The organism is Streptomyces sp. NPDC048415, assembly GCF_040651675.1.
GTDB lineage: Bacteria > Actinomycetota > Actinomycetes > Streptomycetales > Streptomycetaceae > Streptomyces.
Genome location: NZ_JBEZKJ010000121.1, coordinates 1 through 21,179, shown reverse-complemented (window position 1 = coordinate 21,179; position 21,179 = coordinate 1). Strand labels below are relative to the sequence as shown.

The following is a 21,179-nucleotide window of genomic DNA, read 5'->3' as shown; positions in this document are numbered from 1 at the left end:
TGATCCACGTGAAGATCGTCGTGCAAGTCAAACTGGTGCCGGATGCCGCGCAGGCATCCGCTGTCGGCGCGACCTTGCACACGGTCAACGGCCGGGCCAACTGGGTGTCCGAGGTGGCTTTCGCCCGTGGTGTGCCGCGTGAGTACGAGCTGCGCAAGCACACCTACGCCGAGCTGAAAGCGGCCGGTCTCGGCGCGCAGGCCGCGCAGCACACGATCAAGAAAGTCGTGGACCCGACCACTCCGGCGGTGGCTTGCACCCAGTCCCGGTACAGTCCCCATTCGCGGGGGTCCAGAAATGCCGCACGCAACCGATTGACGCCGCGCGCCATGTTCGGGGAGAGGGCGCGGGCCATGGGATTCGCGGCCAGGACATCGAAGTACTTGCCTTGCACGAACGCGGGCATCGGCATCTGCGCCACCATGTACTTCATGCTCACCGGCACCCGTTCCGCCGCCGGTCGTGCCGCCTTGCGCGGGCGGGTCCCGGCCAGGCCCAACAAGTAGGCGGTGGCGTCACTGTCGAGCTGGAGAACATCGGCGAGCGCTTCGAGGACCTGGACGGAGGGGTTGCGCTCCCGGACCTGCTCCAGCCGCAGGTAGTAGTCCGAGCTGATGCCGGCGAGGGCGGCGACCTCCTCCCGGCGCAGCCCTTTGACACGGCGCAGCCCGCGCTGGCTGATCCCGACGTCCCCGGGGCTGACCAGCTCGCGTCTGGCACGTAGGAACGCGCCGAGAGGGTTGGTGTTCTCCATGACGTCCAAGGTAGGTCGGCTGCGCGGGATGTGGCTGGTCCTGCCACTCCTAGATGATCAATTCCAAGGGGTGCCTGCGGAGACGAGGACGAGGGCATCCAAGATCGTTTTGTGACGAACAACCTGGACACCCTCGCGACGGCACTCTATGCAACGACCGGCGACCTGCTGAAAGAGCGTCCGGACCTGGCTCCGTGGCGGCCGGCCGTGGGGATCGCGCCGCTGCTCACCGACGCGGAACTGATCATCCTCGCGATGATGCAGGGCATGCTCGGTTCCACCTCCGAGGCCAGGTGGCTCCGGCATGCCCGTGCCCACCTGCGGCATCTGTTCCCGTACCTGCCGCAGCAATCCGGCTACAACAAGCGGCTGCGTAAGGCCGCCGAGCTGCTTCACCGGGTCACCCGGATCCTGGCCGCCAGCACCTCGGTGTGGAGCGACGACGTATGGATCGTGGACTCCACGCCCGTGGAATGCGGCCGCTCGCGGGAGACCGTGAAACGCTCCGACCTGGCCGGATGGGCGCAGTACTGCTACTGCGCCAGCCACAGCCGCTTCTTCTGGGGCCTATGGCTGCACCTAGTGTGCACCCTCCAGGGCCTGCCCGTCGCCTTCGCCCTGACCGGCGCCAAGGCCGACGAGCGCGAGACCCTGCTGGACCTCCTCGCGGCCGAGCCCCACCTCCTCGCCGCCCAGCCCGGCCAGACACTGATCGGCGACAAGAACTGCTTCGGCCGCGCCTTCGAACACGAACTCACCCAGCACGGCGTCCAGTTGCTACGGCCGACCCGCAAGGGCGAACGGCAGCGGCCCGGCGGACCCCTGTTCAAATCATTGCGGCAAGTCATCGAGTCGGTCAACGAGACCTTCAAGGGACAGCTCAACCTCGAACAGCACCAAGGGCGCACACCCCGCGGCGTCATCGCCCGCGTCATGCAGCGCATCCTCGCTCTGACAGCCGCGATCTGGCACAACGACCACACCGGCCAGTCCGTCAAACGATCGCTGACCGCCTACGACCATTGATGTGGCAAGGCAGGCAGCCGACCTCCGGATCGACGGACGCCTCTCGCGCCGGCTGGCATGATCCGGCTACGGCCTACCGGTGATCGGCAGAGCCCGCACCCAGGTGCGGTCGCCAGTCAGATAGGCGTCAACGACAAGTCCTGCCTCGCTCAAAGCAAGCTCGAAGGCCTCGGCGGTCAAGGGGCGTGACAGGAACGTCTGGGCCCACCGGGCGTCCGAGAAGACGTATTCGACGTGGACGGACCGCACACCTGGGCTCACGGGATCGGAGGACACCACCCGGACGAGACCGCCGTCGATCTTACGCTCTTGCGGCAGGTTCTCGTGCCGACCTTCGCTCTCTCGCTGGATCAGTACGCAGCCGTCATTCGCGACATGCCGTCGGCAGGTCTGCAGTAGCCCCTCGCGGACTTGTGGATCACCGGTGTGAACAAGGAATGACCCCAGCAACACCACATCGAAATGCTCATCGAGCTCCAAATCCTCGATCGGACTGCAGACGGTCCGGGCGCCGTGGACCCGCTCCAGCATCTGGGGAGATTCATCGACGGCAGTCACGGTGAAGCCCCGCTCAACCAGCGGATGCGTCACGCGGCCCGCACCGGATCCCAGTTCGAGTATTCGGACCTTGGCGGGGACCGCCCGTTGAATGATGTCGGGCTCGTCGCCTACGGGAAGCCGCTCGTACAGCTCGACTGCACACCCATCCGGCGTGATTGCTCCCGGCCCGGTTCCTTGGTGACCCTCGCGCATCCGCCCGCTCATACCCCATAGGAACACAGCGGGGGCTGCTATGAAAGATCACGTCCGCCCCCGCTGCACCCCAACAGGCCGCCCTCATCACAAGGCACCCCTGGGAATCAATCATCTGGGAACACGGGGGTACGGCCGAGATCGTTGCGCGGGGTGGAAAGTGGCAGAAGCGGCAGGTCGTCACGAATGCCTCACCCCAGATGACCTGCTCGGCAGAAAAGAGAGGGAAGGCGCGACATGACCACCACACCCGGCGGAACGCTCACCCTGGCGGAGGACCTCACGATCAGTCGCATGGGCTACGGAGCCATGCAACTGGCAGGCCCTGGCGTCTTCGGCCCGCCCAAGGACCGTGACCAGGCGCTCGCCGTGCTGCGTGAGGCGGTCGAGCTCGGCATCACGCACATCGACACCAGCGACTTCTACGGCCCCGCCGTCGTCAACGAACTCATCAAGGAGGCCCTGCACCCCTACCGTGCGGGCCTGCGCATCGTCACCAAGGTCGGCCCCGCCGCGGCGAGGACGGCTCCTGGATCCCCTCCCAGGAGCCCGCCGACCTCAAGGCCCAGGTCCACGAGAACCTCCAGCACCTCGGCCTGGAAGCCCTCGATGTCGTCAACCTTCGCCTGAGCTCCGTCGAAGGCACCTCCGATGAGTCGATCGCCGAGCAGTTCGGCGCCCTGGCCGATCTGCGCGAGCAGGGCCTGATCCGCCACCTGGGCCTCAGCGGCGTTTCCGACGCCCAGCTCACCGAGGCGCAGAACATCGCCCCCGTCGTCACGCTGCAGAACCTCTACAACCTCGCCAACCGCGCGGACGACGCCCTCGTGGAACGCTGCGCGGCAGAGAACATCGCCTTCGCCTCGTTCTTCCCCCTCGGCGGCTTCAGCCCCGTGCAGTCCGAGACCCTGACCGCGGTCGCCGGCCGCCTGGACGCCTCACCGCAGCAGTTCGCCCTGGCCTGGCTGCTCCAGCGCTCGGCCACCACCGTCCTGATTCCCGGCACCTCGTCCGTCGCCCACCTGCGCGAAAACATCGCCGCAGCCGACCTGCACCTTCCGGCCGACACCGTCGCCGAACTCGACACCATCGGCCAATAGCCACCGCGCCCCACCACACCGCCGTCCACACCTGGGCAGCTGGAATATCAGACCCGTATCCGCCCGGGCCGCCCGGGCCGCCCGGCCCGCCCGGGCCGCCCGGGGAGCATCCACGAGCAAGGGAGATCCATACGCCCCGTTGTTGTCGTACTCGGAGCCTCCGGTGGCATAGGCCGTGCCGTCACGGCCCGCCAAATGACGCACGGCCGTGGGGGCGGCGTACTCGCAGAAGCGGTCCGAGCCGCGGTCCGAGCGCTGATTCACAGGTGAAATCCCTGTCGCTGAAGCAGCCGCACATTGCGAACTGCTGACACACAGCGGCTCGCCGGTGGTTGCTACGAACGGTGACGGACACGCGCTGCATCTCTTCGCGAACACCCCCGCTCAGCCCTCAACAGCCCAGCCACATAACGGAGATGCACGTGAGCACGAGGGCATGTCGCACTCGCAGGGATCGCGGATCCCCCCGCCGGGCGTTCGCACGGCTCGGGACAGCCGTGCTACGCGGATCCCCTGATCACCAGATCCGTTGGCAGGATGAGAGGCGTCGGCTCCTCGCCGTCCAGCACGCGTACCAGCATGCGGGTCATCTCGCGGCCGAGGGCCACGATGGGCTGGTGGATCGTCGTCAGGGCAGGCTGGGTGTGCTGGGCCGTGAGGACGTCGTTGAAGCCGACGACCGCGACGTCCTCGGGGACCGCGTGGCCGCGCTCGCGCAGGACGCGCAGGGCGCCGGCCGCCATGGCGTCCGAGGCGACGAACACCGCGTCCAGGTCCGGGTGTTCGTCGAGGAGGCGGGCAGTCGCCGCGGCGCCGCCCGCCTCGCTGAAGTCGGCGTGGGCCACGCGGTGGTCTTTCAAGCCGGCCAGGGCGACCGCCTCGCGGAAGCCCAGGTAGCGGGAGACGCCCGCGTGCATGTCGAGGGGGCCGGTGACGGTGGCGATGGCGCGGCGGCCCGTCGAGATCAGGTACTCCACGGCCTGGCGGGCCCCGCCCCGGTTGTCGGCGTCCACGTACCAGCGGGGGGCCCGGTCCAAGGGGCGGCCTCCGTGCACGACGGGGACGCCCCCTGCCTCGGCCACCTTCGCCAGCGGATCGTTCTCGCGCAGGGCCAGCAGCATGACGCCGTCCGCAGCCCGGGACTGGAGGATGCGGGCGAGCCGGGCCCGGCCCCGCTCGGAGGCGGCCAGGACCAGCAGCAGTTCGAGGTCCGTCTCCTCGATGACCGCGTTGACACCGGTGATCACCTCTGCGAAGAAGAGGTTGGCGAACAGCGCGGGGTCGTCGCTGGAGATCGCCAGCACCACGGCGCCGCGGCGCTGCGAGGCGAGCGAACGGGCCGCCATGTTGGGCACATAGCCCAGCTCCGCCACGGCGCTCTCCACGGCCTGCCGGGCCTTCTTGCTGACGTGCTGGCGGTTGTTGATCACACGTGAGACGGTTCCGACGGACACCCCGGCGCGCAGCGCCACCTCGTCGAGCGTCGGTGGCCGTCTGGTCATGTGGGGCTGCTCCTGTTCGTACGGACGGGGGTGGCGAGTAGCAGCACTGTAAGCGCGAACCGTGTCACAGACCGCCGCGCCTGATGACCTCGGCGTACCAGCGGGCGCTGTCCTTGGGCGTGCGGCGCTGGTTCGCGTAGTCGACGTGCACGATGCCGAAGCGGGGCGTGTAGCCGAAGGACCATTCGAAGTTGTCCAGCACTGACCAGACGAAGTAGCCCTTGAGCGGGACGCCGTGGCTGATCGCCTGTGCGCAGGAGCGGAGGTGGCCGTCCAGGTAGGCGATCCGGTCCGGGTCATGCACCTCGTCACGCTGCACCACGTCGTCGAAGGCGGCACCGTTCTCCGTGATGTACAGGGATATGGCCGGGTAGTCGTCCCTGAGACGCAGGAGGAGCTCCAGGAGTCCCCTCTCGTCGATCTCCCAGCCCATCGCGGTCCTCGGACGGCCTCCGTCGGCGATATGGACGAACGGCGAGCCCACATAGGCGGATTCGGTCGGCGTCGAGCCGCCGGTGACCAGCATCGGCGCGTAGTAGTTGATGCCGAGGAAGTCCAGCGGAGCCCCGATCCTCTTCAGGTCGTCGTCGTGGATGTGACCGAAGGCGGTGACCTCGCGGAGGTCGTCGAGTACGTCGTCGGGGTAGGCGGCGCGCAGCAGCGGGTCGAGGAAGAGGCGGTTCTGCATGCCGTCGATGCGGCGGGCCGCGTCCAGGTCGGCGGGCGTGGCGTGGAGCGTGGAGACGTGGGTGAGGTTGAGCGTGATGCCGACGCGGGCGTCGCCCCGCATCGCCTCCGCCGCCAGGCCGTGCCCGAGCAGCAGGTGGTGGGCGGCGCGTACGGCGGCCGCGGGTTGGCGGCGGCCGGGGGCGTGGCGGCCGGTGGCATAGCCGAGGAAGGCCGAGCACCACGGCTCGTTGAGGGTGGTCCAGTGGGTGATGCGGTCACCCAGCGCCTCGTGGACGACGGCGGCGTACTCGGCGAACCGCTCGGCGGTGTCCCGGGTGGGCCAGCCGCCGCGGTCCTCCAGCGGCTGGGGCAGGTCCCAGTGGTAGAGGGTGGGCCAGGGCTGGATGCCGTGGTCGAGGAGGGTGTCGGTCAGACGGCGGTAGAAGTCGAGGCCGCGCTGGTTGACCGGGCCGGAGCCGGTGGGCTGGATCCGGGGCCAGGCGAGGGAGAAGCGGTAGGCGCGCAGGCCGAGTTCGGCCATCAGCGCGACGTCCTCGGAGAAGCGGTGGTAGTGGTCGGCCGCGATGGCTCCGGTGCCGCCGCCCTGGATGGCGCCCGGGGTGGCCGTGAAGGTGTCCCAGATGGAGGGGCCCCGGCCGGCCTCGGTGACCGCGCCCTCGATCTGGTAGCTCGAGGTGGCGGCGCCCCACAGGAAGCCGGGATCGAACGTGCTCACTGAGTTGGACCTCCACCTGTGGGGCAACCGAGAGCGGTAACAATCGGAGTGCTCGCGTCCATGATTCGCATATGTCCATTGAGCTGGGTTGACGCCGCAGTTCTGCCGGTACCTGTGCGATGCCTTCAAAGAAAACTGGAAGCGCTTACAGTTGCAGACTAGGAGCGGCGCGTTGACTCTGTGAAGGGTTCGGACGCAGAAAAGACGCCTGTGTTTGAAGGCTTGACAGCCTCGGCGCCCCCGCCGAACATCTGGCACTGACGCCGCACCGAGCCGGGAACCCTGCCACCGAGAAGGGCCCGGTATGTTCCGCAAGACCAGATGGGGCGCGGTCTTCCTCGCGCCCGTCCTGACCGTCGCCCTGGCCGCGACGCCCGCGCACGCCGCGGAGTACGAACGGGTGCTCAACGGCTCGTTCGACAGCGTGAAGAGCCCCTGGTGGAGTAGCGCCAACACGCCGTCCGCCATCGATCTGGGCCGCCTGTGCGCCGACGTTCCCGCGGGGACCGTCAACGTATGGGACTCCATGATCGGCCAGAACGACATCCCACTGGAGGCCGGCCAGCCCTACACACTGCGCTTCACCGCCTCCGCCACCCGGGACGTGTCCCTCCACACCGTGCTGCAGCTGCCCGCCGCTCCGTACACGACCACCCTGAACAAGACCGCCGCCGTCACCGGCACGCCCAAGACCTTCCAGTTCACCGGCACGTCCACGACCGCCAACTTGCATGCCCAACTCTCCTTCCAACAGGGCGGCGCCGCCCAGCCGTTCACCCTGTGCCTCGACGACGTCTCCCTCACCGGCGGCGCCATACCGCCCGGCGGCGGGCGCGACTTCGGCTCCCCGGTGCGGACGAACCAGTACGGCTACGCCGTCCACGGCCCCAAGGAGGCGTCCATCGTCGACGCCTCGACGGAGCCCGTGGAATGGCTCCTGCGCGACGCCTCGGGCGCGGTCGTCAAGACCGGACTCACCCGCTTCCAGGGCACGGACGCCGCCTCCGGCGACCATGTGCACATCGCCGACTTCAGCTCGTTCCGTACGGCCGGTACGGGATACACGCTCGCGGTCGGCACGGCGACCAGCTATCCGTTCGCCATCGCGGACAATCCCTACCCGGCCCTGCGCAAGGACGCACTCGGCTACTTCTACGCCGTCCGCAGCGGCACGCCCATCGAGGGCCAGTACGCGGGCGACGCCTACGCCCGGCCCGCCGGACACCTCGGTGTGGCACCCAACAAGGGCGATTCGGACGTGCCCTGTCTGCCCGGTACCTGCGACTACTCGCTGGATGTCCAGGGCGGCTGGTACGACGCGGGTGACCAGGGCAAGTACGTAGTCAACGGCGCGCTCGCCGCGTGGCAGTTGATGGACTCCTACGAGCGCTCCCGGGGCCAGGGCGACGCCGCGGGGCTGCGTGACGGACTGCTGAGCATCCCGGAGAACGACAACGGCGTCCCGGACGTACTCGACGAGTCCCGTTGGGAGATGGCGTTCCTGCTGAGCATGCAGGTGCCCGCGGGGGAGCCGCTGGCCGGCATGGTCCACCACAAGGTCCACGACCTGGCCTGGACCGCCCTGCCCACTCAGCCCGACCGGGATTCCCAGCCCCGCTACCTGCACCCGCCGTCCACGGCCGCCACCCTCAACCTGGCCGCCGCGGGCGCCCAGTGCGCCCGGGTGTGGGCCCGCTACGACGCGGCCTTCGCCCACACGTGCCTGACCGCGGCCGAGACCGCCTGGAAGGCCGCGCTCGCCCATCCCGACGTGTACGCCCCGAGCAGCGACAGCGTCGGCGGGGGAGCGTACGCCGACACGGACGTGACCGACGAGTACTCGTGGGCCGCCACCGAGCTGTACGCCACCACGCGTGACCGTGGCTACCTGTCCCACATCGATACGGAGATCACCTCGGCCGGGTTCTCCTGGCGGGACACCGGCGCGCTGGCCGACCTCACCGTGGTCCGGCTGCCGAGCCGCTTCCCCGCCCCGATGGTCGCCGCGGCGAGCAAGCGGGTCCTCGCCGTCGCGGACGGATTCGTGCGGGACGAGCAGTCGCAGGGCTACCCGAACCCCAACCTGCCCGCTGACGGCGGATACGTCTGGGGCTCCAACAGCGTCACCGCGAACAACGCCATGGTCGTCGCGACCGCCTACGACATCACCCGCCGGAACGTCTACCGCGGTGCCGTGCTGGAGTCGCTGGACTACCTCCTCGGCCGCAACGCCCTGAACCAGTCCTTTGTCACCGGATACGGCAGCCGGGCCAGCCACAACCAGCACAACCGGGTCTGGGCCCACCAGATCGACCCCAAGCTGCCCAGCCCACCGCCCGGTTCGCTGGCCGGCGGCCCCGACTCCGCCCTGCAAGACCCGGTCGCACAGCAGAACCTGGTCGGCTGCGCCCCCGCCACCTGCTACATCGACGACATCTACTCGTACTCGACCAACGAAGTCGCCATCAACTGGAACTCCGCACTCGCCTGGGTGGCGGCCTTCGCCGCCGACTCCGCGCGCTGAACCACCGCCGTGGCCCCGCACGCGCCGGACGAGCGCGGGCGGGAGCCGAGCCGAGGGGCCCGCGGCAGCCCTGCCCTGAGACGAAGGGGACTCACCATGCGCTGGCACGTCCTGCTCAGAACTGCCCTGATCTGTCTGCTCGCCCTACCGCTGCCGCTCCTGGCGGCCGGTTCGGCAGCCGCCGCCAGCCCGCTCTCCCTGACGAGCGGCTTCTATTCCAACCCCGACTCCGGCCCGGCGGTGTGGGCCCGGAACAACTCCTCCGACGTGAGAGCCGCACGCATCCAGTCGGCCATCGCGTCCCAGCCGATCGCGCGCTGGTTCGCCGACGAAAGCGGAGGGATCGGACCGGCCGTGGCCAACTACGTCGGCGCCGCCGACAGCCACGACAAGCTGCCGGTACTCGTCGCGTACAACATCCCGGGCCGGGACGCGTGCGGCGGCCAGTCGTCGGGCGGCGCGGGCAGCGTGGCCGGCTACCGCACCTGGATCTCCACCTTCGCGGCGGCAGTGGCCGACCGCCCCGCCGTGGTCGTCATCGAGCCGGACGCGCTGGCGGACTTCGGCTGCCTGACCAGCGCGCAGATCAGCGACCGCCTCGCGATGCTCGCCTACGCCGCCCAGATGTTCCAGCAGAAGGCACCCAACACCTGGGCCTACCTGGACGCCGGACACACCAACTGGGTCGACCCGGCGACCATGGCGAGCCGGCTGAAGTCCGCCGGCGTGGCCAACGTCCGCGGTTTCTCCCTGAACGTCTCGAACTTCTACACCACCGCGTCCTCGGAGACCTACGGGAACTCGATCAACTCGGCCCTCGGCGGCGGGTCCCACTTCGTCGTCGACACCAGCCGCAACGGCAACGGCTCCAACGGCGAGTGGTGCAACCCGGCCGGGCGCAAACTCGGCGTCACCGCGCGCGTGGGCACGGGCGAGGACCTGCTGCTGTGGGTCAAGACCCCGGGCAACTCCGACGGGCAGTGCGGCATCGCCCCGACCGTCCCCGCCGGGCAGTTCAGCCCCGATCTCGCCGTCCGACTCATCGACGGCACCTGATCCACGCGTACGGCACCCGATCCCGGCGTGGGCGCGGGTCCCTGACAGCCCGTGCCCCACGCCGTACCCGCTCGTCAACTCGGCGGCTCCAGGCGGACGGTGTCCCTGGTGTGGTCAGGCCAGGTGACGGAGGCGAGGGCGGTGCCCTCGCCGTCGTAGGAGACCTCCAGGTGTACGGCTTCGGCCGTGGCCGGCCCCTCGATCACTCCGGAGAGGCAGACCAAAGCGGCGTACACCGTACCCGGTTCGACCTCCGCCGCCGTGGCGAGCCAGGGTGTTGCCGAGTGCGGGCCGAGGGCATTGGAGTCGCGCGCGGTGGCGATGCCCGCCTGGTCGAAACCGCGCAGTGCGACCACCGTGCTGGACAGGCCCGCCGGTCGGCGCACCCAAACGGCGGGTCCGGTCGCCCGGTGCGCGAGCGGCGGGTCGGCGGCGGCCAGGCAATAGCCGCCGAGGCGCAGCCGCAGCGGTTCCTGCAACGGGCCGTCGACCCGGGTGAGCCGGACCTCCAGCGGGCCGTTCAGCACGGACGCCGTCGTGATCCACGGACCCGGGCGGAAGCAGGGTGCGGGGTCATGGGCGTACGGGGCGGGGACGGGGCTGAGCGGCCAGTGGGCGCGGTGGCGGGAGACGGCGGTGCGCACACCGAGGTGCAGCCGGGTCAGCGGGCGGCGGTGGGAAGGGCGCCCCTCGGCGTCGAGCAGGGCGATGTGCGAGTCGAGCGGGTCGTTGAGGCTCGCCTCCGTGCTGTCGGGTGCGGCGTGGGAGGCGTAGGCGAGGCGGCTGTAGACGGGGTCGTCCGCCTCGGCTTCGACGCCCTCACCGAAGGCGTGGTCGCTGCCGTGGTTGACGACGCGTACGACCCCGTCCGCGGCCGTGCCGGAGACGAGCCACCCCGGCGCGGTCAGTGTCCGCCGCACATCCCGGGTCTCGATCGGCAGCGCCTCCTCCTTCTCCGCCCACACCGGGTGCTCGGCGGGCAGCACCAGTCCGGCGAAGCCCTTGCTCGACCAGTACGGCGAGCCGGGCCCCGAGTACGGCTGCCGGATGGCCGGGAACTCCCCGTGCCAGCCCAGCGGTTGCAGCCCGCGTCCGTCGAAGCAGCCGGCTTCGGTGAAGTGCCGCAGTACGCCGCTGGCCAGGCGGCGGGTGCGGCCCGGCGGCAGGGGAGTGGCGTCGAAAACGGCGCCGGCCCACAGCGGGCAGAGCATCGCGTAGCGGTACGTGAGGGAGCGGCCCTGGTACAGCGGGGCGCCGTCGGCCGCCACGAGGTGCTGGGCGTCGTCGAGGTAGCGGCGCAGTCGGCCGCGATAGCGGGGAAGCAGCGCGGGATCGGCGTCGGCGCCGGAGATGCGGCAATACCACAGCGGGTAGTACTGCATGGCCCAGCCCGAGTAGTAGTCGAAGTGCCGCAACGGCGGCTGGCCACCATCGCCCACGGCGACGGCGTCTGCACGACGCTCGCCGGCTGTGCCGCCCCCGTCGGCATACCAGCCGTCGCCCGCGTACCACTCCTCCGTCCGGGCGATGGCGTGGTCGATGTCGGGCGCGCTCCACGGCGCGCCGACCGAGCGCAGGAACGCCGAGGCGATGGCCCGGAACCAGACCCAGTTGTTGTCGGGGACGTCGCTTTCGAGCATGTCCGTCATCCAGGCGACGATCCGCTGCCGTACACCGTCGTCCAGCCGGTCCCAGATCCACCGCCGCGTCTCGTGCAGCGCGATCGCCACCGACGCGCACTCCACCTTGGCCTGCCCGCACTCGCGCATGCTCGGCCAGCGCTCCGACGAGCGCGGATCGGTGCCGGCGGCCAGACCCTCCGCGTACCACGCGGCGTGGCCGTCCGGATCGGTGTCGCCGGAGTGGGCCAGGCGGAAGCCGGCGAGCAGGAAGGTGCGGGCGAAGCCCTCGAGGCCGTCGCTGTGCCGGCCGGAGCGGCTGGCGGGGCCGGGCAGGTGGAGCAGGGCGTGCCGGTCGGTGGCGTACGGGCGGACGGCGCTCAGCTGGGCATCGGCCAGCGCCTCCCAGTGCGTACGCGTCCAGCCGGTGTACGGAGAGAGAAGCCGGTCCTCAGGTATCAACTGTCCGCCTTTCCGACGGTGTTGAGGCGGGCGGGGGGAGCCACCGACTGGCGTACGACGATGTGCGAGCCGAGCACCACATGGCGGCTCTGCGGTTCATTGGGGCGGCGGTGCAGGGCGAGGCGGGTGGCGGAGCGGCCGAGTTCCTGCTGGGGGACGTGCACGGTGGTCAGCCGTGGGTAGAGATCCTCGGCGAGCGGGATGTCGTCGAAGCCGATCACGGAGACGTCGTCGGGGACCGAGCGGCCCAGGTCGCGGGCGGCGGCGATGGCGCCCGCGGCGCTCATGTCGTTCGCGCAGAAGATCGCGGTGGCGTCGGTGCCGGTGAGCAGTCGGCAGGCCGCTTCGTATCCGGACTCGCGCGTCATGTCGCTCTCGGCGACGAGCGCCGGATCGGGCTTGATGCCGTGCGCGCGCAGGGCCCGTTCGTACCCTTCGAGGCGCTGGCCCGCCACGCTGAACTCGTGCGGGCCCGCCAGGTGCGCCACCCGAGTGTGCCCGGCGGAGATCAGGTGGCTGGTGGCGGCGAAGGCGCCGCTCTCCATGTCGCACTCCACCACGTCCACCGGCGCCTTCGCGCCCTTCCAGGTCCGGCCGCACAGCACCAGGCGGGCTCCGGCCCGGTCCATCCCCTCGGCGGCGGCGGCGAGTTGGGCGAGGTGCTCCTCGGTCTCGGCCATGCCGCCGACCAGGATGATCGCCTCCGCACCCCGCTGGCGCATCAGGTTGATCACCGACAGCTCGCGCTCCGGGACGCCCTGAGTGGAGCAGACGAGGCAGACCCGGCCGTCGGCGACGGCCTGTTCCTCCACGCCGGAGGCGACGTTCATGAAGAAGGGCGAGGTGATGTCGTTGACCACCATCGCCACCATCCCCGAAGCCGTGGAGAGGGAGCGGGCGTTGGCGTTGACCACGTAGTCGAGGTCGCGCACGGCCTCCATGACCCGCTCGTGCGTCGCCGGGGGCGCCGTGTACGCCCCGCTGAGGATCCGCGAGACGGTGGCGACGGACACGCCTGCGCGCGACGCCACGTCACGAATTGTCGCCCGACCTGCGGAACTCCGACCACGCGCCATGCTCTGCTTCTCCTCGCCCCAGTGAACTCGAGTAACACCGATGTAAACGTTACACAGCTTGCCAGGCTTTCTCCATGCCCTGGCAGAGGTTCGACTGGCCGGGCTTCCTGTCGCCGTGAGGATCGTCTCGTCAAGCCTCGTCGGCCCCCTTGACGGCCGTGACACGCCCCCTTAATCTCCCGGTTACTGAAAACGGTTTAGTGAACGTTACACGCCGTTCAGCATCCCTCTTCCGCTTCGGAGGAACACCAGATGACTTCGTCGAACGTCTCCAGACGCCGCCTGCTGCGCGCCGCCGCACTCGGTGCCGGCACCATGACGCTGGGCGGCGGCCTCAGCGCATGCGGCTCCAGCTCCTCCTCGTCGTCGGACGCGCTCACCTACTGGGACTGGTACGTCACCCAGGCCCCCTGGGTGGACAAGGAGATAGCGCTCTTCCAGAAGGCCCACCGCGGCGTCAGCGTCAAGAAGACCACTCAGCAGAACGCCAAGTACGCGGACCTGGTGGCGCTCGCCAACCGGAGTGGCAACCCGCCGGACGTCTTCATGATCCCGCAGGTGCCCAGCGTCGCCGAACAGGTCGCCAAGGGCTGGCTGCAGCCGCTCGACGAGTGGGCGACGCCGGCGTGGCGGTCACGCTTCCCCGACGGCACCTTCCTGGAGGGTGCCAACGTCTTCGACGGCAAGGTCTACTCGGCCCCGCTGAAGGGCTCGGCCCCGCTCTACCAGCTCTACATCCATCACGGCGTCTTCAAGTCCGTCGGACTGACGAACCCGGATGGAAGCGTCAAAGTGCCCAGGACTTGGGACGAAGTGACCAGTGCCGCCCAGACGATCACCAAGAAGAGCGCCGGCAACTCGTACGGCTTCGGCTTCGGCAACGCCGACGGCATCGGCGTCCTCGCCTGGTGGCTGGACCTCTTCGTCCGCGGCGCCGGCGCACCAGGCGGCGCCCCCACCGGCGCCGCCACCGGCATGGACTACCGCGTCGGCAAGTGGACGTACGGCACCGACCGGGCGTACGCCGACTTCCTCGAGCTGTTCGTCGAATGGAAGAAGCGCGGCTTCTTCCACCCCAACTCCGTCAGCCTCTCCGACGAGGCGGCCCGCGCCTTCTTCGAGCGCGGCAAGTTCGGCATGACCGTCGGCGGCGTGTGGAACCAACCCGAGTGGACCCAGCACAAGTTCACCGACTACAGCCTGGTCACGCTGCCCTCGCCCACCGCGACCCCGCAGGGCTACTACTACGCCGACCCGGTCGGCAACGGCGCCTTCGCCGCGGTCTCCGCCCACAGCAAGAAGGCGCACCAGGCGTTCCAGTGGCTGGACGCGCTGACGTCGCCCGCCGCCGGCCGCCGCTGGGTGCAGGACCTCAACGGCGTCTCCGTACACCCCGAGGGAAACGACCCGGCCGGCATCGACTCCAAGCCGTTCGCCGCCTTCGTCGGCATGACCCAGCAGGTGCTGCGCGGCCCGGTGCCGCTTGTCCGCAACCCGGAGCTGGCCGGCGTCGCGCCCGGCGCCCCCAAGCCGGACATCAGCGATGTGGTGACCGGCATCTACACCGGACAGATCAAGGACGTGCACGGCGCGCTGAGCAGCCTGGCCGACAAGAAGCACCAGATCCTCTCCGACGCGGTCGCCACGGTGGCCAAGCAGGGCAAGAAGGTCAGCACGTCCGACTACGTCTTCGCCGACTGGGACCCCACCAAGCCGTACACCACGAAGAAGGCGTGAGCAGTCACCATGTCACTCCTCGCCACCCGTCAGCGCCGGCGGCCGCCCCGGACCGCACCACCACTCGCCCCCGGGGTCGGTCTCTGGCACCGTATCCGCGCCGCCAAGTGGTCGTACGCCTATCTGGCCCCGATGGCCGTCCTGCTGCTGGCCTTCGTGATCTACCCGATCTTCGCCTCCTTCGGTTACACCTTCTACCGCTGGAACGGCATCGGTGAACCCGGCGACTACGTCGGCCTGGCCAACTTCCGGCAGATCCTGCACGACCGCATCTTCTGGGGCGCCGTCGAGCACACCTTCGTCTACGCGTTCGTGCTCGTCCCGGTGCAACTGGTACTGGCGCTGGCGCTCGCGCTGGTGCTGAACAACCCGAAGCTCAAGTTCGCGCTGTTCTTCCGGACCGTCTACTTCATCCCCGTCGTCACCTCGGCCGCGGTCGTCGGAGTGGTCATCCAGCTCATGCTCGCCAACTTCGGCGACTCGGCCGGTGGCCTGCTGGCCAAGACCGGGGTGACAGGCGGCCACATCGACTGGCTCGGCGACCCGCACACCGCCCTGGCCGTGATCATCGCGATCGGCATCTGGCACACCCTCGGCTACAACCTCGTCTACTTCCTCGCCGGCCTGCAGACCATCCCGGCGGAGCTGTACGAGGCGGCGAAGCTCGACGGCTGCGGCCCGGTCCAGTCCTTCTTCCGCATCACCATCCCGATGCTGCGCCAAGTCGGCGTCGTCATCGTCGTGCTGGCCTTCATCGGCAGCTTCCAGGTCTTCGACCTGGTACAGGTCCTCACCGGCGGCGGCCCGTACTTCGCCACCGAAGTCGTCAACACGTACATCTACCACCTGGCCTTCGGCGGCGCCGCCGGCGCCGCCGCCCAGCCCGACATCGGCCTGGCCTCCGCGGCCTCGTTCCTCTACGGACTGCTGCTCATCGTCTTCTCCGCGCTGCAGGTCCTCGCCCTGCGCAGGCTCAGCCGACGGCGCACGGCCGCCAACCAGTGAAGGAGTTCCGATGTCCACCCTGTCCCCGCGTCTGCGCCCGCGCCCGCGCCCGCGGCTGAGCCTGCGCCACAGCCGGCGCGGGCTGCTCTATCTCGCGTTGCTCGGCGGCGGAGTCATCTGGCTCTACCCGTTCCTGTGGGCGCTGGGCAGCTCGCTGAAGAGCACCGACGGCTTCTTCTCCGGCGGGCTGAACCCGATCCCGTCCGAGTTCCGCTGGTCCAACTACAGCGAGGCGTGGACGCAGGCGGACTTCAGCCGGTTCTTCGTCAACACGGTCTTGTTCGCCATGGGTACGGTCGTCGTCACCGTGCTCGCCACCTCCATGGCGGGCTACGTCCTGGCCCGCACCGACTTCCCCGGCAAGAAGCTCTGGCTGGGCCTGGTCGGCGTGACGCTCTTCCTCCCGCACGGCTACACGATCATCCCGGTCTTCGACCTGATCCAGCGGCTCCATCTCCTCAACACCCTCTGGTCAGTGGTCATCGTCCAGTCGGCGGGCGGGATGGTCTTCGGGACCTTCCTGTTCATGGGCTACTTCACGACGATCGACCGGGGCCTTGAGGACGCGGCCCGCGTGGACGGGGCGAGCTTCCATCAGATCTTCTGGCGGATCATGCTGCCGCTGTCCGGGCCGATGCTGGCGACCGTGGGCCTGTTCGCCTGCATCACCGCCTGGAACAGCTTCTTCATCCCGCTGGTCTTCACCCTCTCCCGCCCAGGGCTGCACACGCTGTCGGTGGGCATGTTCAACTTCATCGGCCAGAACTCCACCGCCTGGACCCTGGTGTGCGCGGGGTCGGTCATCACCCTGCTCCCCATCGTCCTGATCTTCATCGTGCTGCAGCGGTTCTTCATCAACGGGCTGGCCGGCGCCGTCAAGCAGTAGCGAGCGGCGAAGCCGCCGGACTTCCTCGGTCTGCCGGGCAGTGAATGAAGTGCGTTCAGGCGGCCCTACCTTCTTGAGCACGCCCTGATCGCTCGCGAAGATGAGGACGTGCGGGTGGGGCAGGGATGGTGTTCAGGCTGGCCGCCCTTGATGGCTCGCCTCGCGATGCCCCCAGCCTGTGGGGTTGTCCGATCGGGAGTTGCGGGAGGCCGAGGCGTTGATGGACGTCATCGCTGAGCGGGACATCAGCGAGTTGTGCGGTCACCGAGTCGACCAACTTGCGGGTCGTCCGTGCCGCGCCATCTCCGTCGTGTCTGTGCTCAGCCGTCGCCCTTGGCCCGGGCGGTCCTGCTGCGCCGCGGGGCCGCGGTCTTGCGGATCTCCTCGGTGGCAGCGCGGAACGCGGGCGCGGCATGCCTGAAGTAGTCGAAGAGCAGGGCCTGTTGCTCGGGGGTGTAGCGCGCCATGATCTCGGCGATGTGGCGGCGGGCGGGGCCCACGGCCTCCTCGATGCGGCCGAGCGCGTCGGGCACCGGCGCGACGATCACGCGTCTGCGGTCCGTGGGGTCCGCGGCGCGGCAGGCGTATCCGGCGCGCTCGAGGCGGTCGATCAGACGGGTGGTGGCACCGGTGGTCAGCCCAGTCCTTGATGCGAGCTCACCTGAGGTGAGGCTGCCCTCCAGGGTGATCAGGCTCAGGGCGTACCACTCCGACGTGTGCAGTCCAGCAGCCTCCGCGCTGGCCAGGCCCTGAAGCCCCACCGCGTCCAGGTACTGCCGGAAGACCACGCTCCTATCCGCGGCGTCTGCCGGGGTTGCCATCAGGGGACCAGCCTCCTACATTTAACTGCACACGTGCAGATACTGTTTTTGTTGAGAATCTGCTCCAGTCTAATCAAGGGAGAGGCCTTACACCATGACGATCACGCCGGACGCCGCAGAGGTCACATCGGTGCTGAACGAAATCGTCGCCGCTTGGGGGCGTCATGACGCCGAGGCGTACGGTGACTTGTTCACCGAGGACGCCACCTACATCACCTTCGTCGGCACCCTCTACAAGGGGCGCCGGGACATAGTGGACAGCCACCGCGCGCTGTTCGCGACGTTCCTCAAGGGCACGAAGCTCGCGGACGAGATCCTCGACATCCGCTTCCACGGGCCGGACATGGCCGTCGTCAACGGGCGCGGTGGTACCTACAAAGGCAAGCGGCCGCACAAGCTCAGTAAGATCCAGACCTACACCCTGGTCCGTCAGGACGACGGGAAGTGGCGCATCGCGGCCTTCCACAACGCCAAGCGCAAGCCGCTCATGGAATCCCTGTCCTACAGGTTCGCCCCGGGCATCATCCCGGCCTCCCACAAGTAGTCTCCGACGTCGCGCTCCACCAGCCGGGTGGGGAACAAGGGCGGGTATGGGCCATCCCGGCACACCGTTACGGCTCCGGCGGCAACCCTCTACCTTGCCTGTCTCCGCGGTACAGCGGGTGGCCGAGATGAGGTAGAGCTGCCGTCGCGCTCTCACGTGCGCGGGCCCGCGCACGGAGCGCGGGAACATCTGCGGGGCCCGCTTGGTTACAGGAGGTGTGGTTGTGGAGGGGACAGTGTCCCCGGGCCTCACCCATTGCCTATGAGGACGATCGTTCGGCTGAAGCCTCATGGAGCCTTTCGCCGCGTAGGCGACCGCCCTTCACGTCCACGCACGACGTGCAGCCCCGCACCGGGTAACCCCGGTGCGGGGCTGTTTCGTTGAGCTGCCCGCGCGCCTGTAGCAGTGCCTGCTCCAGGATGCATCGAGGTGCAGCCGGGTCAGCGGGCGGCGGTGGGAAGGCGGCCTTCGGCGTCGAGCAGGGCGATCGCCGGTCGCAAGGCCGCGGAAGCCCCTGCTCGTTCGAACGAGGCACGGCGACGGTCGGCCGGCACATGACGGCCCGGCCGCGTGCGGTGGAAAGCCGGGCCATGAAGGCAGGCCATCTCACTGCCATGGCCGACCTGGCCCGGCCGGGGTGAAACACCAGGCAGCCCCCCGTGAACTCACACCACCAGGGGTGCTGCTCCCCAGGGTTCAGCCCAGTCGTAAATGAGGGTCTCCGCACCGGCCCGCCAGCGACGAGGAGCAGTGGTGGACAGCCAGTCGAGTGGTTCGACGCCACCGGGTGTCCCGCCGTCCAGAGCGATCCTGACGGCTGCGGCAAGGTCGGTGTCCGTGCGGTCGGTGCGGGCGGCAGGGTCCACCGAGACGAACAGGGCGTTAGCTACCCCCGGCCGGGACTGGAAACGTACCCTGAGGGCGGTCCCGGCCCCCCGGCACGCGATGGAAGGTTGGTCTTCGCCCCACGTGAGCAGTCGTCCCCCGCACCGCCAGAACACCAGGCCCACCATGCGCGATGTCGCGGAGCGGGCCGGAGTCGCCGTCGTCACCGTCTCCCGCGTCGTCAACGGCATCGGAACGGTCCGCGAGGAGACGGCGGACCGTGTGACCGCGGCGATCAACGCCATCGGGTACCAGCGCAACGAGATCGCGCGCTCGCTCCGTCCAGGCCAGAACTCCATGACCGTCGGGCTGCTTCTCGGCGACCTGACGAACCCCTTCTACGCGTCCCTGGCCAAGGCCGCCGTCGAAGTGGCCAACCGGGCCGGATACGCAGTCCTCCTCAGCACGGCCGACGAGGACCCGGAGGTCGAACGCCGCGCCGTGGGTGAGCTCATCGGACGACGCGTCGCCGGGCTCATCATCGTCCCCGACCAGGGCGACCACGCCTTCCTCAACGAGATCAACGGTCACGACCAGGTGCCCATCGTCTTCGTCGACCGGCCGGCCACCGGCGTCGAGGCCGACGTCGTCCTCGTCGACAACGAAGACGGCGGACGCAAGGCCACCCAGCACCTCATCGACCAGGGCCACGACCGGATCGCCATCCTCGTCGCCCCCTCCTACTACACCACCGGCCGGCGGCTGCGCGGCTACCGCAAGGCCCTCCGCCGCAGCGGCATCACCCCCGACAGCGACCTGGTCGTCACCTTGCGGCGCGGCACCACCGAGGAAGCTTCCGCCGCCACCCACACCCTGCTCACCTCCGCCCATCCGCCCACCGCCGTCTTCTCGACCACGGGCTTCCTCACCGAGGGGGTCCTACGCGCCTGCCGCCGACTCCAAGCCCCCGTGGCGGTCGTCGGCTTCGACGACTTCAAACTGGCCGACATGCTCCCCACTCCGGTCACCGTGGTCACCTCCGACACCGAGGAACTCGGCCGCCACGCCGCCCACCTCCTGCTCGACCGCATCAACGGCGACGAATCCCCCTCCCGCCGCACCGTCCTCCCGGTCCACCTGATCGCGCGCGGCACAGGAGAGATCGGGCATCAGTAGTCAATAGTCAGTAGAGCGCCCGCCACTTGGCGCGGGGCCACGCGAGCACGGCATAGATCTGCGCGAAGGCCGCCTGCTGGATCGCTTCCGTACCGCCGGCCGCATCGAAGCGCACGAGGCCGGTGGCGGGATCGCGCATCGTGGACCACAGCTGGTCGGTGTAGTCGGCCATCGCCTGGTGGTACTTGCCGTTCTTGGTCGCCGCCTCCAGGAGCAGCAGGTTCTTGAAGAAGATCGAGTTGAAGTACACAGGCTGCGTGAACAGCCGCCCCTGCGTGACGTAGTAGTCGTACGCGGCCTCGGCGCTGCTCGGCCCGGCGTAGATAGTCGCGGTCGTGGGTGACCTCGTAGAGGAGAACGTTGACGCCGACCGGCACGCCGTGGTTGTAGGACCAGAAGGTCTTCTCGACGGTGCCCCGCAGGTCGAGGTGGTCCCAGTACAGGCCGCTGGGGCTCTGCAGGTGCGTGTTCGTCCAGTCGTAGAAACGTCTCGCCCAGTCCAGATAGTCGGCCTCGCCGGTGATCTGGTGGAGGCGCAGGGCGAGTTGGGCACCCGGCATGTTCGAGACGGTGCTGCGGTCCTGGCTCCAGCCGGCCTGGGTCCAGAAGACGCCGCCCGGGGCGGCGTGGCTCGTGTCGGTGTCCCAGCCGGACCTGATCAGGGCGAAGATCTCCTTCGCGCGTGCCAGGGCGGTGGCGTCCCCGGTCTGCAGGTGACGCTGGACCTTCGCCAGGCCGACCCATTCGTTGTCGTCGTAGAACATGTCACCGCCCGACCCGTACGGGGCGTCGGGGTTCTCAACTCCTCATGTTCAAGCACGATTTAGTGAGCGTAACCTTGATCAGGTGAGTGTTATGATCACGGTGTGAATCTGACGGAGTGGGCGAAGACGCAGGGTGTGCATCCG

At 69.2% G+C, this 21,179-nt stretch carries 17 protein-coding genes and 2 pseudogenes; 9 read left to right on the top strand and 10 right to left on the bottom strand.

Annotated elements, in window-relative coordinates; translation table 11 throughout:
- Positions 1-163: 163 nt before the first annotated feature.
- Positions 164-754, bottom strand: coding sequence for a helix-turn-helix domain-containing protein (locus AB0D27_RS40625; RefSeq protein WP_362519342.1), 591 nt, complete (start codon positions 752-754; stop codon positions 164-166).
- Positions 755-865: 111 nt separating this feature from the next.
- Here AB0D27_RS40625 and AB0D27_RS40620 point away from each other — a divergent pair, with 111 nt between their 5' ends.
- Complete coding sequence (locus AB0D27_RS40620; protein ID WP_362519339.1) at positions 866-1,780, top strand: IS982 family transposase; 915 nt, start codon at positions 866-868, stop codon at positions 1,778-1,780.
- Between the two features lie 66 nt (positions 1,781-1,846).
- Here AB0D27_RS40620 and AB0D27_RS40615 read toward each other — a convergent pair whose 3' ends face one another.
- Positions 1,847-2,533, bottom strand: coding sequence for a class I SAM-dependent methyltransferase (locus tag AB0D27_RS40615; protein ID WP_362519337.1), 687 nt, complete (start codon positions 2,531-2,533; stop codon positions 1,847-1,849).
- A gap of 237 nt (positions 2,534-2,770) precedes the next feature.
- Between AB0D27_RS40615 and AB0D27_RS40610 the strand changes: the two are divergent.
- Positions 2,771-3,633 (top strand): annotated as a pseudogene (locus tag AB0D27_RS40610) (oxidoreductase).
- Positions 3,634-4,133: 500 nt separating this feature from the next.
- Here the strand turns inward: AB0D27_RS40610 and AB0D27_RS40605 are convergent.
- Together AB0D27_RS40605 and AB0D27_RS40600 are read right to left on the bottom strand one after the other, a co-directional pair.
- Positions 4,134-5,135: a LacI family DNA-binding transcriptional regulator gene (locus AB0D27_RS40605; protein ID WP_362519334.1), complete on the bottom strand. Its 1,002-nt coding sequence runs from the start codon at positions 5,133-5,135 to the stop codon at positions 4,134-4,136.
- Between the two features lie 64 nt (positions 5,136-5,199).
- Positions 5,200-6,540 (bottom strand): GH1 family beta-glucosidase, encoded by a 1,341-nt coding sequence (locus tag AB0D27_RS40600; RefSeq protein ID WP_362519332.1) that lies wholly within the window; start codon positions 6,538-6,540, stop codon positions 5,200-5,202.
- A gap of 304 nt (positions 6,541-6,844) precedes the next feature.
- Between AB0D27_RS40600 and AB0D27_RS40595 the strand changes: the two genes are divergently transcribed.
- Entirely contained in the window at positions 6,845-9,064 is a 2,220-nt protein-coding gene (locus AB0D27_RS40595; protein WP_362519329.1) for a glycoside hydrolase family 9 protein, read from the top strand.
- A 96-nt stretch (positions 9,065-9,160) separates the two neighbouring features.
- Positions 9,161-10,120: a glycoside hydrolase family 6 protein gene (locus tag AB0D27_RS40590; RefSeq protein ID WP_362519328.1), complete on the top strand. Its 960-nt coding sequence runs from the start codon at positions 9,161-9,163 to the stop codon at positions 10,118-10,120.
- A gap of 74 nt (positions 10,121-10,194) precedes the next feature.
- On the opposite strand, the gene AB0D27_RS40585 is transcribed toward AB0D27_RS40590, so the two are convergent.
- On the bottom strand, positions 10,195-12,201 hold the full coding sequence (locus tag AB0D27_RS40585) for a DUF2264 domain-containing protein (protein WP_362519325.1): 2,007 nt from the start codon (positions 12,199-12,201) through the stop codon (positions 10,195-10,197).
- Entirely contained in the window at positions 12,198-13,232 is a 1,035-nt protein-coding gene (locus AB0D27_RS40580) for a LacI family DNA-binding transcriptional regulator (RefSeq protein WP_362519323.1), read from the bottom strand. Before AB0D27_RS40580 ends, AB0D27_RS40585 begins: the two co-directional genes overlap by 4 nt.
- A 297-nt stretch (positions 13,233-13,529) precedes the next feature.
- Between AB0D27_RS40580 and AB0D27_RS40575 the strand changes: the two genes are divergently transcribed.
- The 3 genes from AB0D27_RS40575 to AB0D27_RS40565 are packed head-to-tail and all read left to right on the top strand — an operon-like array spanning position 13,530 to position 16,905.
- The gene (locus tag AB0D27_RS40575) at positions 13,530-15,014 is read left to right on the top strand and encodes an extracellular solute-binding protein (RefSeq protein ID WP_362519321.1); all 1,485 of its coding nucleotides are present in this window, start codon (positions 13,530-13,532) and stop codon (positions 15,012-15,014) included.
- A 9-nt stretch (positions 15,015-15,023) separates the two neighbouring features.
- On the top strand, positions 15,024-16,019 hold the full coding sequence (locus AB0D27_RS40570) for a sugar ABC transporter permease (protein ID WP_362519318.1): 996 nt from the start codon (positions 15,024-15,026) through the stop codon (positions 16,017-16,019).
- Between the two features lie 10 nt (positions 16,020-16,029).
- On the top strand, positions 16,030-16,905 hold the full coding sequence (locus AB0D27_RS40565; protein ID WP_362519315.1) for a carbohydrate ABC transporter permease: 876 nt from the start codon (positions 16,030-16,032) through the stop codon (positions 16,903-16,905).
- 320 nt (positions 16,906-17,225) lie between these two features.
- Here the strand turns inward: AB0D27_RS40565 and AB0D27_RS40560 are convergent, their stop codons facing one another.
- Complete coding sequence (locus AB0D27_RS40560; RefSeq protein ID WP_362519312.1) at positions 17,226-17,726, bottom strand: MarR family transcriptional regulator; 501 nt, start codon at positions 17,724-17,726, stop codon at positions 17,226-17,228.
- A 94-nt stretch (positions 17,727-17,820) separates the two neighbouring features.
- Here AB0D27_RS40560 and AB0D27_RS40555 point away from each other — a divergent pair, with 94 nt between their 5' ends.
- The gene (locus AB0D27_RS40555) at positions 17,821-18,270 is read left to right on the top strand and encodes an SgcJ/EcaC family oxidoreductase (RefSeq protein ID WP_362519310.1); all 450 of its coding nucleotides are present in this window, start codon (positions 17,821-17,823) and stop codon (positions 18,268-18,270) included.
- Between the two features lie 665 nt (positions 18,271-18,935).
- On the opposite strand, the gene AB0D27_RS40550 is transcribed toward AB0D27_RS40555, so the two are convergent.
- Positions 18,936-19,136 carry a hypothetical protein gene (locus AB0D27_RS40550; RefSeq protein WP_362519307.1) on the bottom strand — a complete coding sequence of 67 codons (201 nt, stop codon included), beginning with the start codon at positions 19,134-19,136 and terminating at the stop codon, positions 18,936-18,938.
- A 103-nt stretch (positions 19,137-19,239) separates the two neighbouring features.
- On the opposite strand from AB0D27_RS40550, the gene AB0D27_RS40545 reads away from it, so the two are divergent.
- Positions 19,240-20,271, top strand: coding sequence for a LacI family DNA-binding transcriptional regulator (locus AB0D27_RS40545; protein WP_362519304.1), 1,032 nt, complete (start codon positions 19,240-19,242; stop codon positions 20,269-20,271).
- A 7-nt stretch (positions 20,272-20,278) separates the two neighbouring features.
- On the opposite strand, the gene AB0D27_RS40540 is transcribed toward AB0D27_RS40545, so the two are convergent.
- Both AB0D27_RS40540 and AB0D27_RS40535 read right to left on the bottom strand, forming a co-directional pair.
- A complete protein-coding gene (locus tag AB0D27_RS40540; RefSeq protein ID WP_362519344.1) occupies positions 20,279-20,521 on the bottom strand; it encodes a hypothetical protein in 243 nt (80 codons plus the stop codon).
- 115 nt (positions 20,522-20,636) lie between these two features.
- Positions 20,637-21,035 (bottom strand): annotated as a pseudogene (locus tag AB0D27_RS40535) (glycoside hydrolase family 76 protein); the annotation flags it as partial.
- Positions 21,036-21,179: the final 144 nt, after the last annotated feature.

Excerpts from the sequence above, each read along its gene's own strand:
- AB0D27_RS40625 (WP_362519342.1), bottom strand. The coding sequence starts at position 754 with ATGGAGAACACCAACCCTCTCGGCGCGTTCCTACGTGCCAGACGCGAG.
- AB0D27_RS40615 (WP_362519337.1), bottom strand. The coding sequence starts at position 2,533 with ATGCGCGAGGGTCACCAAGGAACCGGGCCGGGAGCAATCACGCCGGAT.
- AB0D27_RS40605 (WP_362519334.1), bottom strand. The coding sequence starts at position 5,135 with ATGACCAGACGGCCACCGACGCTCGACGAGGTGGCGCTGCGCGCCGGG.
- AB0D27_RS40595 (WP_362519329.1), top strand. The coding sequence starts at position 6,845 with ATGTTCCGCAAGACCAGATGGGGCGCGGTCTTCCTCGCGCCCGTCCTG.
- AB0D27_RS40590 (WP_362519328.1), top strand. The coding sequence starts at position 9,161 with ATGCGCTGGCACGTCCTGCTCAGAACTGCCCTGATCTGTCTGCTCGCC.
- AB0D27_RS40575 (WP_362519321.1), top strand. The coding sequence starts at position 13,530 with ATGACTTCGTCGAACGTCTCCAGACGCCGCCTGCTGCGCGCCGCCGCA.
- AB0D27_RS40570 (WP_362519318.1), top strand. The coding sequence starts at position 15,024 with ATGTCACTCCTCGCCACCCGTCAGCGCCGGCGGCCGCCCCGGACCGCA.
- AB0D27_RS40565 (WP_362519315.1), top strand. The coding sequence starts at position 16,030 with ATGTCCACCCTGTCCCCGCGTCTGCGCCCGCGCCCGCGCCCGCGGCTG.
- AB0D27_RS40560 (WP_362519312.1), bottom strand. The coding sequence starts at position 17,726 with ATGGCAACCCCGGCAGACGCCGCGGATAGGAGCGTGGTCTTCCGGCAG.
- AB0D27_RS40555 (WP_362519310.1), top strand. The coding sequence starts at position 17,821 with ATGACGATCACGCCGGACGCCGCAGAGGTCACATCGGTGCTGAACGAA.